This is a genomic window from Psychrobacter sp. 1176_08, assembly GCF_052850615.1.
Map to the genome: position 1 here is coordinate 296,817 of NZ_VXCU01000003.1, position 15,837 is coordinate 312,653.

At 43.2% G+C, this 15,837-nt stretch carries 13 protein-coding genes; 9 read left to right on the plus strand and 4 right to left on the minus strand.

Features of this window, described 5'->3' with window-relative positions:
* Window positions 1-56: 56 nt before the first annotated feature.
* Together prfB and ppnP are read left to right on the plus strand one after the other, a co-directional pair.
* A protein-coding gene (gene prfB / locus FW759_RS05620) for a peptide chain release factor 2 (RefSeq protein WP_099046701.1) occupies window positions 57-1,152 on the plus strand; the annotation gives its coding sequence in 2 pieces (ribosomal slippage) (window positions 57-128 and window positions 130-1,152; 1,095 coding nt in all).
* Window positions 1,153-1,216: 64 nt separating this feature from the next.
* Complete coding sequence (gene ppnP, locus FW759_RS05625; protein ID WP_062844906.1) at window positions 1,217-1,501, plus strand: pyrimidine/purine nucleoside phosphorylase; 285 nt, start codon at window positions 1,217-1,219, stop codon at window positions 1,499-1,501.
* 91 nt (window positions 1,502-1,592) lie between these two features.
* On the opposite strand, the gene FW759_RS05630 is transcribed toward ppnP, so the two are convergent.
* Window positions 1,593-2,045 carry a GNAT family N-acetyltransferase gene (locus FW759_RS05630; protein WP_062844905.1) on the minus strand — a complete coding sequence of 151 codons (453 nt, stop codon included), beginning with the start codon at window positions 2,043-2,045 and terminating at the stop codon, window positions 1,593-1,595.
* A 179-nt stretch (window positions 2,046-2,224) separates the two neighbouring features.
* Between FW759_RS05630 and FW759_RS05635 the strand changes: the two genes are divergently transcribed.
* The 7 genes from FW759_RS05635 (at window position 2,225) to FW759_RS05665 (ending at window position 13,469) form a co-directional block, all read left to right on the plus strand.
* A complete protein-coding gene (locus tag FW759_RS05635; RefSeq protein WP_062844904.1) occupies window positions 2,225-3,343 on the plus strand; it encodes a DNA topoisomerase IB in 1,119 nt (372 codons plus the stop codon).
* Between the two features lie 251 nt (window positions 3,344-3,594).
* On the plus strand, window positions 3,595-5,373 hold the full coding sequence (locus FW759_RS05640; RefSeq protein WP_084387316.1) for an AMP-binding protein: 1,779 nt from the start codon (window positions 3,595-3,597) through the stop codon (window positions 5,371-5,373).
* 251 nt (window positions 5,374-5,624) lie between these two features.
* Window positions 5,625-6,425, plus strand: a complete 801-nt coding sequence (locus FW759_RS05645; RefSeq protein WP_062844903.1) for an SDR family NAD(P)-dependent oxidoreductase — start codon at window positions 5,625-5,627, stop codon at window positions 6,423-6,425.
* A gap of 134 nt (window positions 6,426-6,559) precedes the next feature.
* A complete protein-coding gene (locus FW759_RS05650; RefSeq protein ID WP_446442400.1) occupies window positions 6,560-7,129 on the plus strand; it encodes a L,D-transpeptidase family protein in 570 nt (189 codons plus the stop codon).
* 427 nt (window positions 7,130-7,556) lie between these two features.
* Window positions 7,557-10,154 (plus strand): ATP-dependent chaperone ClpB, encoded by a 2,598-nt coding sequence (gene clpB / locus FW759_RS05655; RefSeq protein WP_062844901.1) that lies wholly within the window; start codon window positions 7,557-7,559, stop codon window positions 10,152-10,154.
* Window positions 10,155-10,328: 174 nt separating this feature from the next.
* A complete protein-coding gene (locus tag FW759_RS05660; RefSeq protein WP_446442401.1) occupies window positions 10,329-11,570 on the plus strand; it encodes a PQQ-dependent sugar dehydrogenase in 1,242 nt (413 codons plus the stop codon).
* A 249-nt stretch (window positions 11,571-11,819) separates the two neighbouring features.
* Complete coding sequence (locus FW759_RS05665; protein ID WP_062844899.1) at window positions 11,820-13,469, plus strand: BCCT family transporter; 1,650 nt, start codon at window positions 11,820-11,822, stop codon at window positions 13,467-13,469.
* A 153-nt stretch (window positions 13,470-13,622) separates the two neighbouring features.
* Here the strand turns inward: FW759_RS05665 and FW759_RS05670 are convergent, their stop codons facing one another.
* From FW759_RS05670 to metK, 3 genes are all read right to left on the minus strand, one after another.
* Complete coding sequence (locus FW759_RS05670) at window positions 13,623-13,946, minus strand: hypothetical protein (protein ID WP_062844898.1); 324 nt, start codon at window positions 13,944-13,946, stop codon at window positions 13,623-13,625.
* Between the two features lie 222 nt (window positions 13,947-14,168).
* A complete protein-coding gene (locus FW759_RS05675; protein ID WP_062845958.1) occupies window positions 14,169-14,465 on the minus strand; it encodes a DUF3144 domain-containing protein in 297 nt (98 codons plus the stop codon).
* Window positions 14,466-14,611: 146 nt separating this feature from the next.
* A complete protein-coding gene (gene metK, locus FW759_RS05680) occupies window positions 14,612-15,778 on the minus strand; it encodes a methionine adenosyltransferase (RefSeq protein ID WP_062844897.1) in 1,167 nt (388 codons plus the stop codon).
* Between the last annotated feature and the right edge of the window lie 59 nt (window positions 15,779-15,837).

Consider the following 15,837-nt stretch of genomic DNA (forward strand, 5'->3'; position numbering starts at 1 on the left):
TTTAAAATAGCGCTGTATCCGTTATTTATTTTTATTAGAAAAGCATAGGAACCTTTATGGAAATCAATCCGTATCAAGAACAAATCAAAGATCTATCCGAGCGTGGACAGGACTTGCGGAGGTATCTTTGACTTCGATGGTAAGCAAGAACGCTTAGAAGAAGTCAATTTGGAGCTAGAGAACCCTGAGCTATGGAATGATCCTGAGCGTGCGACCAAGATTAACAAAGAGAAAAGTCATCTTGATGGTGTCATTGACGTGGTCGTTTCACTTGAAACCACGCTAGAAGATGCGTCCGCCATGCTAGAGTTGGCAGTCGAAGCAGAAGATGAGTCGCTGCTAGCCGATGTGCAAAGCGAGCTTGATAGTGCCGAAGCACGCGTGGCTGATCTCGAGTTTCGCCGGATGTTCAGCGGTGAGATGGATCCAAACAACTGCTACCTAGATATCCAATCGGGCAGTGGCGGTACAGAGGCACAAGATTGGGCAGAAATGCTGCTGCGTATGTATACGCGCTGGGCAGAAGCGCACGGTTTCAAGGTCGATGTGATCGAAGTCTCGGCAGGCAGCGTGGCTGGGATTAAATCGGCGACGATTGAGATCAAAGGCGATTATGCCTTTGGTTGGCTACGTACCGAGATTGGTGTACATCGCTTAGTACGTAAGTCACCCTTTGATAGCAATAATGGCCGTCATACATCGTTTGCTGCGGTATTCGTCTCACCTGAAATCGATGACAATGTCGAGATTGATATCAATCCAGCGGATCTACGTATTGATACTTATCGCTCATCAGGCGCTGGCGGTCAGCATGTCAACACGACTGATTCGGCCGTTCGTATCACCCATGAGCCAAGCGGCGTGGTAGTGACTTGTCAGAACGAACGTAGTCAGCACGGCAACAAAGCTACTGCCATGAAAATGCTACGCGCCAAGCTTTATGAGCTTGAAATGCAAAAGCGTATGGAAAAGCAACAAGCTGTCGAAGACAACAAATCCGACGTTGGATGGGGCAGTCAAATCCGCTCTTATGTACTGGATGACTCACGTATCAAAGACTTGCGTACGGGTGTAGAAACCTTTAATACAGGTGCTGTACTAGACGGAGATCTCGATCAATTCATTGAAGCGAGTCTAAAAGCGGGTCTGTAAAATTAAGTCCATGAAAGCAACGTTAAATCTAAAACATTACCTAAAATTTTATTAAGGATGAATGATGCCAAGCGTTAATAATTATTTTGATAATAAAGTCACTTCTATCGCCTTTCAAACCGAAACCAAGCCTGCTACCGTTGGTGTGATGGAAGCGGGTGAGTATGAGTTTGGGACCAGCGAGTTTGAAACCATGAGTGTGGTGAGCGGTGCATTGACCGTAAAGTTACCAGAGAGCGATGAATGGCAAAATTTCAACGCTGGTGAGCAATTCACGGTTGAAGCCAATCAAAAATTCAATGTCAAAATCGAAGTAGAAACAGCTTATTTATGCCTTTATGGTAAATAGCTTTATCTAAACGCCAGTCATATTGATAAAAAACGCTAAGTGTCATGCTTGGCGTTTTTTTTGTGTTAATGATTGGCTTAAAATAAAATTTTCATAAGTTTTTACGGTATTGCACCATGTCAGTTTGGGTAGCAATGACATCGTATAGTTTGCGAGCTGCGCTGTTTCCTTCTTGCGTCGTCCAATAGACCCGATTGCAGTTTTTTTGAGCTGCAAAGTTATAGACATACTCAATCAAAGCCCGTCCAGCCCCTTGCCCACGCGCATTGTCGCTTACGTATAAATCTTCTAAGTAACAGCAGTCAGAAGTGTTCCACGTGTTGGGATGTAATACGACATGAGTGATACCAACCAAGGTGTCGTTTATCCATGCCCCAAACCCATAAATAGCGATGTCTTGATTGAGCAAGTTGTCCCATGTTGCCTCTGTTGTATGAGTGGGCAGTGTGGTTTCATAGAAGCTCAGATAGCGTTCCCATAACACGAGCCACAAGCTGTAATCTGTTTGAGAAAGAGGCGCTATTTTTATAGAAGTGTTTTGCATTGTATTTTATTCAACTTAAGTTCTAATTTGCATCAAATTATGCCTTAAAACTCAATTTTATAAAACCCTTGCATCCATTTAGTTTTACACAGGATTACACTTTGTCCTTGGCAAATAAACAGCAAAAATCATCACAGTTCATTATGCTAAAACGATTCATTTATCAGACGAGTTTTCTTATGAACAAAGAAAATCAGCAAAACCCTACACAAGATGTGCGCCATGACTATGAGCATTTGGCTCAGTTGGCAAATTTACGCTATGTCAGTGACAATGAGCCTGGATATGGGCGCAGACGGTGGGGACGCGGTTTTACCTATCGCGACGCAACAGGAAAAACAGTCAAAGACAAAGCGCTACGTAAACGATTTGATGCGTTAGTGATTCCGCCTATGTGGTCAGAGGTCTGGATATGCCGAGATGAAAAAGGCCATCTACAATCCACAGGCCGCGACGAAAAAGCACGTAAACAATATCTGTATCATCCTGAGTGGGATCGCGTGCGCGACCAAGCCAAGTTTGATGCCATGATTGGTTTTGCAAAGGCTTTGCCAAACCTACGTGCCCAAGTCGAACAGGATTTGGAGGCAACACCATTATCACGAGCCAATGTATTGGCAGCCGTGGTCAAGCTATTAGAAACCACGCTCATTCGTATCGGTAATAGTCGTTATGCTAAGCTCAATAAAAGCTATGGCTTAAGTACATTAAGAAGCAAGCACGTCAGTCAAACTGACACAGGTCTGGCGTTTGATTTTGTCGGTAAAAGTGCCAAGGAGCATCATATTGAGCTACAAGATGAGCGTTTGATTGAGATCATACAAGCGTGCTCTGAGCTACCGGGTTATCAGATCTTTAAGTATTTGGATGAAAATGGTCACAAGCAAATTGTCGATAGTAGTGATATCAATGAGTATCTGCGAACACACACTTGTACCGATGGTAGCAGTGGCAAGATGTATAGCGCAAAAGACTTTCGCACATGGATGGCAAGTGTGCTTGCAGCGAGTCATTTGTATGACGAATTACAAACCTCTGACGGTAAAGCCATATTAACCAGTGTGCCTGACAGCGCCGAGCGGCAGCAATTGGTCACTGATATGGTAAAAATGGTCGCAGAAGAGCTGGGTAATACGCCTGCTGTTTGCCGATCCTCTTACATCAACCCTATTATTATTGAGCGATTTTTAGCGGGGGAGTTTTTTGAGTCCTACAAGCAAGCACGCCGTGGACATACCAAAAAGTATCAAAGCTGTGAAGAAAAGGCGTTGCTAGGTTTTCTGAGTAATGAAACCTGATAAATAATTAAAAAATAAAGGCCACTGATATCTGTACTCTAACGCCTCCTGTCTGACCTATAAAAGGTTTATTGGTTCGTAAATAGGAATGTTAAATAAAAATGATACGGTATGTATTGAAATAAGTGTAAAAATGCGTTACTAATATAGTATATTAAACAACAAGGTTTGAAACGGTCATAGGATATAACCGTTTCAACGGTAGTCTTTATTGTTCTACCTGTCACTCGTTATTGCTAAAGGATTAGCTTATGAACACCCTTTCTTCAAATACTTCGTCTGTCAGTCGCTCATTTTCAGACGCATTGTCTTTAAACACCGAGTCTTCGAACACCGATACAAATACTAAAAACACATCAGCAAATTACAATGATTATTATCATAACTTTAGCATGGATACATTGCTGACAGAGATTTTTGGCGAGCATTTAGACGATCGTTTAAACGCTTATACGGCGTGCTGTGGCCGTCACGTGCGTGATGGCCGTGGCGATATGACAGCACTGGTGCATGAAGATACCGCAGGCAAGGTGACAAAAATGACGTTTGCTGAGCTTGATAAAGCCAGTGCGCAAGTCGCCAACCTATTGCAGTCTTATGGTGTAAAAGTAGGCGATCAAGTCGCAACCATGTTGCCTCGCACACCTGAGCTACTGACTATTGTATTAGCCACATGGCGAATTGGTGCCGTATACCAGCCGCTATTTACCGCTTTTGGTTATGATTCAATCAAATATCGAATGGATAAAGCAGGCACCAAAGTTGTCTTTACCAATGTCGATAACCGCAGCAAATTTGAAGACTTGGCTGACCAAACCAAAATGGTATTGGTCGGTGGTGACAATGATATACAAGTCGATGATCAGCACTGGAATGATGATCGTTATGCCAAGATGATGGCAATGCAACCAGAAACGCTAGAGCCTATATTATTGGATATTAATGCGCCATTTTTACAGATGTTTACCTCAGGCACAGTAGGTAAGTCTAAGGGTGTCAGCGTCTCATTGACAGCACTTCCTGCTTTTTATCTGTATATGCGCTATGCCATCGACTTACGTAACGATGACAGTTATTGGAATATGGCAGATCCAGGCTGGGCTTATGGACTGTACTATGCCATTACAGGTCCCTTGTTGTTGGGTGTGACCACTCATTTTAACGAAGCTGGTTTTGATGCCGCCAATACTCGTGATTTTATGATACGTCACAAGATTACCAATTTGGCTTCTTCACCGACGGCGTTTCGAATGATGAAGTCGAGTGGTGTGTTTGACAACGTTAATGACGACGCTCGTGACAATACTAATGTTAAATTATCATTGCGCTGTGCCAACTCAGCAGGCGAGACCCTCAACACGGAAGTGGTCAATTGGGTTGAGACTTATTTGAACTGTAAGGTTTGTGATCAGTATGGCCAAACAGAGACGGGAATGACGTGCTGTGCGCATCATGCATTGGAACATGAAGCTCCAGTTGGCTCGATGGGAATGGCACTGCCAGGGCATACGCTCGTCGTATTAGATGATGACATGAATATATTGCCTGATGGCGAGCAAGGGCAGTTAGCCGTCGTGGTGAGCCAATCACCCGCGTTTTATTTCCATGGTTATAGTTGGAATGAAAAACAAGCGTTCGCTGATGATTACTATCTGACGGGCGATGTGGTCGAACGTCATAGCGATGGCAGTTATTGGTTTTCAGGGCGTGATGATGACATCATTATCACCGCAGGTTATCGCGTAGGTCCAACGGATGTTGAAAACACTGTCTTAGAGCATGAAGCCGTTGCCGAGTCAGCAGCCGTTGGTATACCCGATGAGGTACGCGGTCATACCATCAAATCTTATGTGGTATTAAAAGACGGTATTGAGGGAACGGATGAGATTGCCAAAGAAATTCAAAACTTGGTACGCAAGCGCTTATCAACTCATGCTTACCCACGCGAGGTGGAATTTGTGTCGTCTTTACCAAAAACGCCAAGTGGCAAAATTCAGCGCTTTTTATTGCGTAGTCTATCTGCTGCATAAATACTCAATAGAGCGCTTTATTGATACATATAGTCAATTCAATACAAAGTAAATACAGTACTGCCAACATCATATTTTCTTGCTTGCTGTGTCTTCGCAGACAAAGGCTACAAACATATATCGTTGGCAGTCCATTATTATTGTTGTGCTTTTTTTATTTAGGATTAACCATAGTTCGTATAAAGCCAGCTTGTAAAAAATAGCGCATAGAAAAAATAGTTCATAACAATTAGAAAGTGAAAGGAGCAGTCATGCATATTGAAAAAAACAGCTTTTTGGTGACGGGCGGGGCATCAGGTTTAGGAGAAGCAGTGGTTCGCGCTATTGTTGCTCAAGGCGGTAATGTCGTGATTGCCGATCTCAACGAATCGGCAGGACAAGCTTTAATCAATGAGCTAGGTGATAAAGCACGGTTTATACGGTGTGACATAACCAGTGGCGATGATGTGCAAGCTGCTGTCGATATGGCCGAAAAAGCGTTTGGCAGTTTACAAGGCTCTGTTAACTGCGCTGGCATCGCTGTCGTACAAAAGCTGCTGGATCGTGATAATAATCCAGCGGATCTTGAGTCCTTTAGTCGCGGAGTCAATATTAACCTTGTAGGCTCATTTAATGTGGCGCGTTTGGTCGCTGCCAGTATCGCCAAGCGCGTCGCTAGTGATGCGACAACGGCGGTAGAAAACTATGCCGAAAAAAACAATGCTGACCAAGGCATTATTATCAATACTGCGTCTATCGCTGCCTTTGACGGTCAAGTGGGACAAGCCAGTTATTCCTCGTCAAAGGCAGGCGTGGTAGGTTTGACGTTACCGCTTGCGCGTGAGCTTGCGCGTCACGGTATTCGGGTGATGACCATTGCGCCTGGCGTTTTTGCCACGCCAATGATGCAGAGCATTCCTGAAAAAGCGCGTGAACAGTTGGAGGCAGGCGTGCCTTATCCAAAACGTTTGGGCAATCCGGCTGAGTTTGCCAAGCTGGTCACCCATATCATCGATAATGCGTACTTAAATGGCGAGGTTATTCGTTTGGACGGCGCGATTCGTATGATGTGATGCTACATCACGTCTTTAAATAGAGGACAGTATTTCTAGCTGTCTGATTCATCACTTTTGCATAAAACTTGGCATAGTGCTTTGATATATTATGACTCATTGCTATTTAGTATTTGTTATAAGGATTAAAGTCTATGTCATTTTTTCACACACATGCTAGTAAACATTCAAACTGGTTGTTTGTCGCGATAGGACTTGGCCTTGCTACCATTGTGAGCGCTGGCGCGGTCATCTATGTCAACAGTCACTCAAAACAACCATCACCCATTCCTGATACGACTATCATCGATAAAGTCTTGGTGATTAAGTCGCAGCGAGTGCTTAAATTATTGAGCGGTGACACAGTGATTCAGTCGTACAAAATTTCATTGGGAGGGGACCCTGTTGGTCATAAGCAGCAAAAAGGGGACAATCGTACGCCTGCAGGCAGCTACACCTTGGATTATAAAAACGAAAATTCTATTGCCTATCGTTCTATTCATGTCAGCTATCCTAATGCTGCTGATAAGGCGAGAGCGCAGTTATTGGGCGTTGATGCGGGCGGCGATATTATGATTCATGGACAGATGAATGGCTTTGGCCATCTAGCTTGGTTCAATCAAAAACGTGACTGGACCGAAGGGTGTATTGCTGTGACCAATGAAGAAATAGATGAGATTATGGCTGCGGTAAACGTTGGAACACTTATCGAAATCGTCGAGTAATGACTTCTTGGTTCTAAAATATGAATAATAAGTAAGTATTCAAAAGATACTAATAAAATTTTGCTATAAAAACGATAACACCTATTCTTTGCTGACACCTTTTCGCCAAACAAACTTCTCTTTTCATGATTCTTTATTTATTCTCTTGAAATACATACTTCATGTACTTATTAAAGTCCTATGGTGATATCATCACAATTAGTAAGGTTTTTTATAGTATTAGAATCGGACTTTTTTGCTATTACCAATAAGTCACTATTTGTGGTTGACAACTCATATATGTGAGTTGAAATCTGGCATGACGTACCCTATATAGATAATAACTGACAATGATTGATACCTGACAAAATTTGTGGTCACCACCACAGTTCCAGTATCTTATTTTTTGTCAATCAACTAAAAATACTAATTATAAAAGGACACAAATATGAGGTTCGAAAAATTTACCCAAAAACTGCAATCGGCGATTCAAGAAGCCCAAAGTCTAGCGTTAGGACGCGATCATACAGGCATTGATCCTGTCCATTTGCTGGCGGTGTTGCTGCAAGATGAATCCAATCTGTCGATTTGCCAACAAGCAGGCGCTTCTATTCCTGCGTTAAAAAATGGCGTGGCAAAGGCGTTAGATAAGCAAGCAACGATTTCAGAGCCGACAGGCGATGTCAATTTAAACCCAAATTCAGTCAAAATTCTAAATTTAGCAGATCGCCAAGCACAAAAAGAAGGCGATGATTTTATTGCGACAGAATGGGTCATGTTGGCACTTGCCGAACAAGGCGAAACTAAGAAAATATTTGAAAGTGCTGGCGTGACGGCAAGCAAGTTAAAGGTAGTCATTGAACAATTGCGCGGTGATGACACGGTAAACAATCAAAATGCCGAAGATCAGCGTGATGCACTCAATAAATATACGATCAACCTAACTGAACAGGCGGAGCTTGGTAAGCTTGATCCAGTGATTGGCCGTGATGAAGAGATTCGCCGTACCATTCAAGTGCTCTCGCGCCGTACTAAAAATAACCCAGTGTTAATCGGTGAGCCGGGTGTGGGTAAAACGGCAATCGTCGAAGGCTTAGCACAAAAAATTATCAATGGCGATGTGCCAGAAGGCCTACGTCGTAAAGAAGTGCTATCATTAGACTTAGGTGCGCTTATTGCGGGTGCTAAATTCCGCGGTGAGTTCGAAGAGCGTCTCAAAAGCGTGTTGAGTGATTTGGCCAAGCAAGAAGGCAACGTTATCTTGTTTATCGATGAGCTACATACCATGGTCGGTGCAGGCAAATCAGAAGGCGCGATGGATGCAGGTAACATGCTCAAACCAGCATTAGCTCGTGGTGAGCTACATTGTGTTGGCGCGACAACGCTTGATGAGTATCGCCAATTTATTGAAAAAGATGCCGCGCTTGAACGTCGTTTCCAAAAAGTACTTGTCGATGAGCCAACGGTTGAGGATACCATTGCGATATTGCGTGGCCTCAAAGAGCGTTATGAGTTACATCACGGCGTCGATATTCAAGACAGCGCAATCATTGCTGCCGCTCGTATGAGTCATCGTTATATCACCGATCGCAAGCTACCGGATAAAGCGATTGATTTGATTGACGAAGCAGCCAGTCGCTTACGTATGGAGATGGACAGTAAGCCTGAAGCTTTGGGCAAGCTTGATAGTCGCTTGATTCAGTTAAAAATGCAGCGCGAAGTCCTAAAAAATGAAGAAGACGCAGGGGCGCAAGCAGAGCGTAAAGTATTGGATGCGCAAATCGAAGAGCTTGAAAAAGAATACGCTGACCTTAATGAGATTTGGCAAGCCGAAAAAGCTTTGGTCAAAGGCAGCCAGCAGTTAAAAGACGAGCTAGACAAAGCGCGTATTGCTTATGACAAAGCCAGTCGCGAAAGTGACTATGAAACCATGAGCAAACTGCAATATGAGACCATTCCGCAGTTAGAGCGCCGTATCACTGAGTCTGACTTGGCAGAGCAAAAAGAGCAGACCGGTGAAGGCAATGGTGTCAAATTGCTACGTAATAAAGTCACAGACAATGAGATTGCAGAAGTGGTTGCAGCAGCGACCGGTATCCCAGTCAGTAAAATGATGCAGGGTGAGCGTGACAAAATGCTCGCCATGGAACAAAAACTCCATGAGCGTGTAATTGGTCAAGATGAAGCGGTCGAAGCGGTCGCCAATGCCGTACGTCGTAGTCGAGCAGGATTGTCCGATCCGAATCGCCCATCAGGTTCCTTTCTATTCTTAGGGCCAACGGGTGTTGGTAAGACAGAGCTGACCAAATCGCTTGCGAACTTCTTGTTCGATAGTGAAGACGCCATTGTCCGTATCGACATGAGCGAATATATGGAGAAGCATAGCGTCAGTCGTCTGGTGGGTGCGCCTCCAGGGTACGTCGGTTACGAAGAGGGCGGTGCATTGACGGAAGCGGTACGTCGCAAGCCTTATAGTGTTATCTTGTTTGATGAAGTTGAAAAAGCGCATCCTGATGTGTTTAATATCTTGCTACAAGTATTGGATGATGGGCGTTTGACGGACTCTCAAGGCCGAGTGGTGGATTTTAAAAATACGGTTATCATCATGACCAGTAATTTGGGGTCGCATAAGATTCAGGAAATGGTTGGTGAAAGCTATGAGGATATCAAAGCTGAAGTGATGGAGTCTGTTGGACAACATTTCCGTCCTGAATTTGTCAACCGTATTGATGAAATTGTTGTCTTTCATCCACTCGGTATGTCACAAATGGCAGGTATCGCTGATATCCAGCTAGATCGATTGCGCAAGCGTTTGTATGAGCGTGAAATGGATATTGAACTATCAGCAGATGCAATGAATAAGCTGGTTGCTGTGGGTTACGATCCTGTCTACGGCGCGCGTCCACTAAAACGTGCGATTCAGCAAGAGATCGAAAACCCATTGTCACTCAAACTGCTGGCAGGTGATTTTGTTGCTGGTGACATCATTAAAGTCGATGTCGGCGCTGATGACAAACTGGTTTTTGATAAACTGAGAATGAGTTAATAGCAAACGCCAAACAATGTTTTTTGTAAATATAAACCAACCCCTTACTTGCGATGGCAAGTGAGGGGTTTTTACGTTGTGTATTGGTATTATTTTACTTTTTTAACACGATGACTGTGTTATAAATAATTTAAGCTCTAATGACACGAACTTAACACGGATGGAGAGTAAAAGATGACGACAATCAACAAAAGGCATATCAGCACACCATTAACCCTACCAATCATTGTATCAGCACTTCTGTTTAGTACGGCAGCTTGCTCCAATCAATCAGGCCTAACTACCAGTACAGATTCCAAAGACGCAAAAACCTCACCTAAAAAATCAGCCGTCAGCAATGAAAAACCTGAATTCACTACCAAGACTGTTGCAACTTTTGATGAGCCTTGGGCAATGGTAGCGCTGCCCAAATCGAATAATGCGTCCCTCAAGTTTTTGGTCACGCAAAAGACAGGTGAGTTGTTTATTGTAGATACTGCTACAGGGGCTAAGACAGAAGTTACGGGTATACCTAGCGTTGCTTACGGCGGACAAGGTGGATTGGGAGATATTACGGTTGCGCCAGATTTTGCGACCTCCAACAACGTCTATATCAGCTATGCAGAAGCAGGTAAGGGCACTGATAGCAATAAATTTGGGGCTAAGGTGATAAAGGCCAAACTGTCAGGATTGAATAGTGCGACGCCAAGTCTGCAAAATATCACCCCAATTTGGCAACAAACACCGAAAGTAACTGGGCAAGGTCATTATAGTCATCGCTTGCTATTTTCACCTGACGGACAGTATTTGTATATCAGCTCAGGGGAGCGTCAGAAAAAAGACCCAGCGCAAGACATGAGTATGAACTTGGGCAAAATCATTAGGTTACATCCTGATGGCTCGGTGCCAAAAGACAATCCATTTGTCAGTGATAGCAACAAAATTGCTTCTCAGTTTTGGACAGTAGGCAATCGTAATGTACTGGGGATGAGATTCGATGAAAATGGTAAGTTATGGATAAGTGAGATGGGGCCAAAGGATGGTGATGAATTTAACTTAATTGAAAAAGGCAAGAACTATGGTTGGCCGATTGTGTCTAACGGACGCAACTATTCTGGTACGCCTATTCCCGATCATGATACTCGTCCTGAGTTTGCAGCACCTAAAGTCACATGGACGCCTGTCATCTCACCCTCATCAATGAGTCTCTATACTGCTGGTACACATAACGATTTCCCAGCATGGCAAGGAGATTTTCTAGCTGGTGGATTATCCTCAAAGGCTTTAGTAGTAGTGGATGTTAATAATAATACTGCTTCCGAGCGTTATCGGTATGATATGGGTGAACGTATTCGTAGTGTGTTGACAGTGGATGGTAAAGTATGGGTATTGGAAGATGAGAATGACAGCAAGTTGCTGCAACTAATACCGAAATAAGATATTCCCCCCCCCCTATATTTCTGTTTTATTGTTTTAAAAATTATCTGTGAATACAAAAATTAGTAGGCAAACTGAGGTAGGTAGCGCTACCTAGTTTGTCTATTTTTTGTAAAACTGCATATGGATATGCTACATAATTTTATAGTATGTCTATTAGTAACGAAATTGTAAGTATTTGAATTAGATTTGATAATTATGAGCGACCTTGTTAAGGTGACCCTTCTAAAAAATCGAGGCTAATAAATAATGGATCATGTAAAGGTTGGCAGATTAGGCCCATTCCCCCGAGTTAGTAAACCTGTGTTTATTACTTCGGCATTACTTATCGTAGGGTTTATTATTTTTGGTGCTTTTTTCACCGAAACAGCAGGAACACTATTTACTTTCTTACAAAATTTTATTACTGATAAGTTCGGCTGGATGTTCACCATTTTGATGAACTTGGCGCTGATCTTTTGTATTTACCTTGCAGCGAGTCGGTATGGTGATATACGTTTAGGCCAACAGACAGAGAAACCAGAGTACAGTCTGTTCTCATGGATTGGCATGTTGTTCTCAGCCGGTATTGGTATCGGATTGGTATATTGGGGCACAGCTGAGCCGTTGTATCACTATATGGCACCGCCACTTGGCGAGCCGGAGACGATAGAGGCTGCCAAGCAAGCAATGAGCATCTCATTTTTGCATTGGGGTTTACATGCTTGGGCCATTTATACCATTGTAGCGTTGTCGTTGGCTTACTTCCATTTTCGTCGTGGTTTACCGCTCTCTATTCGCTCAACCCTGTATCCTATATTAGGCGAAAAAATTTACGGTCGCTGGGGTCATACGGTTGATATCTTGGCCGTGTTCGGTACGATGTTTGGGGTAGTAACTTCTTTGGGTCTGGGTGTTATGCAGATCAATTCAGGTCTAGAGAACTTATTTGGTATTCCCAACAATTTGACAGTACAGTTTATTACTATTGCTTTTGTGACCGCACTTGCATGTGGTTCGTTGATGCTTGGTCTTGATAAAGGTATCAAGCGCTTAAGCGATATCAATATGGGCTTTACAGGTATACTTTTGGCCTTTATGGTTATTTTGGGACCAACCTTATTTATTCTTGATAGCTTTCTTGAAAATATCGGGAATTACGTAGTTAATTTAATACCTTTATCAACGTGGGGTGAGTCTTATAGTAATACAGACTGGCAAAGCAGTTGGACCATGTTCTACTGGGCATGGTGGGTAAGTTGGGCACCATTTGTAGGGGTGTTTATTGCTCGTATCAGCCGTGGTCGTACGATTCGCGAGTTTGTATTGGGTGTGCTTTTAATTCCAATGGTGCTTTTATTTTTCTGGTTCACAACTTTTGGCGGTGTGGCTATCCATATGGAGCTGCTCGCAGGGCTTGATCCAACCCTTGCCAATCCAGGCTTGGTAGAAGCCGTACAGCAAGACATGGGCAGCGCCATTTTTAGACTGGTTGAGTATTATCCATTTACAAAACCGATTACGTTACTTATCGTTGTTATGATCATCCTATGGTTTGTCACGTCATCAGATTCGGCGAGCTTTGTGATTGATATGTTGACTGCTGGTGGTGATACCAATCCACCTAAAATTCAGCGCTTGTTTTGGGCAGTTACGGAAGGTTTGATTGCTGCTATTCTGTTGGCTGCTGGTGGCTTGGGTGCTTTACAGGCGGCAGCTATTGTCGCGGGACTGCCCTTTGCTTTGGTCATATTTTTGATGATGTATGCGTTGCATCGTGGTTTGGGTCGAGACCGACTGATACTTTATCGGGCTCAGCAGCACTTTATTACTGAAGAGTCTGCCGATCATAACTCAGCCAATGAATTTGCTGATGAGCACTTATTAAAAGGGCCACCCAAGATTACAAAAGACGAATAGTTCGCTAATAAAATAGCTATCATATGATGGTTATCTAAAACAAAAAATCCTAAGACACATGAGTGTTTTAGGATTTTTTATGTCTGTATGGCAAATAATTTTGTTTAAAGCGCTCAGTTGTCTGAGCATGATTTTAAATCTTTGGGTGCGGTATTATTTACATTCACCTTTCACATAGCCTACTGCTTCGGGCATATTGCAAGCAGAGCAAGCATTGCCTGCTGTACGGTAACCAATTACGGAACCGACCTTGGTTTTTACACAGACTGGATCATACTGCATGGTACACATGGTATCTCCAGCATTCGCGTTAGAAGGCGGGCATTGAGTAAAGCTGCCTTGAGGTAGTGTATTGCTGGTCTTAGTTGGCTGAGTAGGTGCGGTATTTGTGTCTGGACTCGATAAATAACTACAACTTGTCAGTGCCATTGTTAGGGTTAAACCAAGTAAAGAAGATTTAAGCAAATTGATCATCATGGTATGTCCTTATGAGATGAAGATGGTGATTTTTGTTACCGACATGCTGCTGTCTTATTGATAGTAGCGCATTTATAAGCGACCATCTATAGGGTATCGTTTTTAAAATATAATGAGGCTAATGAGGTTAAAAGTATCAACAAAAAAGCCCAAGCTTGTCAGACAGCTTGGGCTTTAATATAAGTATTACTGCTATCAAAATATCAAATAAGCAAGCTGACTTTATTCAGCTGGTTTATCATCTTTGTTGATTTGAACATATTTATCAAAGTTTTGCGCATAATCTGTTAAGTTATCGCTTAACATCTGACGATACTGTTTGACATAGAATTCAACGATATCGTCTTTTTCTTTGGCAAAGTCGTCACCTTTAATAAAACCGATAGAGGCGACTGACGCACTATAGCGTGCGGCTGCATACAATAAAGAAGCACCTACTTGTCCAGAATGTGCTTCTGGCCCCAATTGGCTATTTGCAACACCGATAATGGCATCAGCGCGCTGGTAAAATGCCTGCATTTCAGGGGTGATCTCAATGTTTGCATCCACATTGTTGTCTTGAGTGTTGTTGTCTTGAATATTGTCTTGAGACATAAGCGACTCCTAATAAGTGTCGGAATTTTAAGTTTATAAAAATGGTTTATAAACGATATAAAGTAAAATTTCTATAAACCAGCGTCTGCTTTTAAGATCTCAGCTTTGTCTGTTTTTTCCCACGTAAAGGCGGTTTCTGAGCCCAAACGACCGAAATGACCAAAAGTAGCGGTTTGCTGATACATTGGCTGCAATAAATTGAGCATGCGAGTAATGCCATAAGGACGCAAGTCAAAATGCGTACGAATCAGACGAATGATCTCATCATTGCTGATTTTATTGGTGCCAAAAGTATTGACAGAAATAGAAGTCGGTTCAGCGACACCAATCGCATAGCTGACTTGTATTTCACAGCGCTCAGCCAGTCCTGCTGCTACGATGTTTTTTGCAACATAACGCACCGCATACGCTGCGCTACGATCCACTTTTGAAGGGTCTTTACCACTAAATGCACCGCCGCCATGACGCGCCATACCGCCGTAAGTATCAACAATGATTTTACGACCTGTCAGTCCTGCATCACCAACAGGGCCACCGATGACGAATTTGCCAGTTGGATTGATGTGATAGCGTGTACCTGCATGTAGTAGCTCAGCTGGTAATACGTGTTTGATGATAGATTCCATCACTGCTTCTTGCAGATCCTTTTGCGATATGCTTGGATCATGCTGGGTCGATAAAACAACGGCATCAACTGCGATGGGCTTATTGCCATCATATTTTAGGGTAACTTGCGCTTTGGCATCTGGACGTAACCACGGTAGCTCTCCTGCACGGCGTAGCTCAGACTGACGTTCCATTAAGCGATGAGCGAATTCGATAGGAGCGGGCATTAAGACGTCAGTTTCGTTACTGGCATAACCAAACATTAGACCTTGGTCACCTGCGCCTTGCTCTTCAGGATCACTGCGATCAACCCCTTGAGCAATTTCAGGAGATTGCTTACCAAGCATATTGATGACAGCACAAGTTTCGCCATCAAAGCCCAAATCTGAATGATGATAACCAATGCCATTCACAGTATCACGAACCAGACGCTCCAAATCGATATTGGCAGTTGTAGTAATTTCACCTGCTAATATCACCGCACCTGTTTTGACCAAAGTCTCGCAGGCCACACGTGCATGCAGGTCTTCACTCAAGATAGCATCAAGGATAGCGTCTGATATTTGGTCAGCCATTTTATCAGGATGGCCTTCACTCACAGATTCTGAGGTAAATAAGTTGTATTCACGCATAATGGGATCGCTTAATTGCAGGGACTGTAGTTTACGCACTCAGTCATTATTAAATGTAT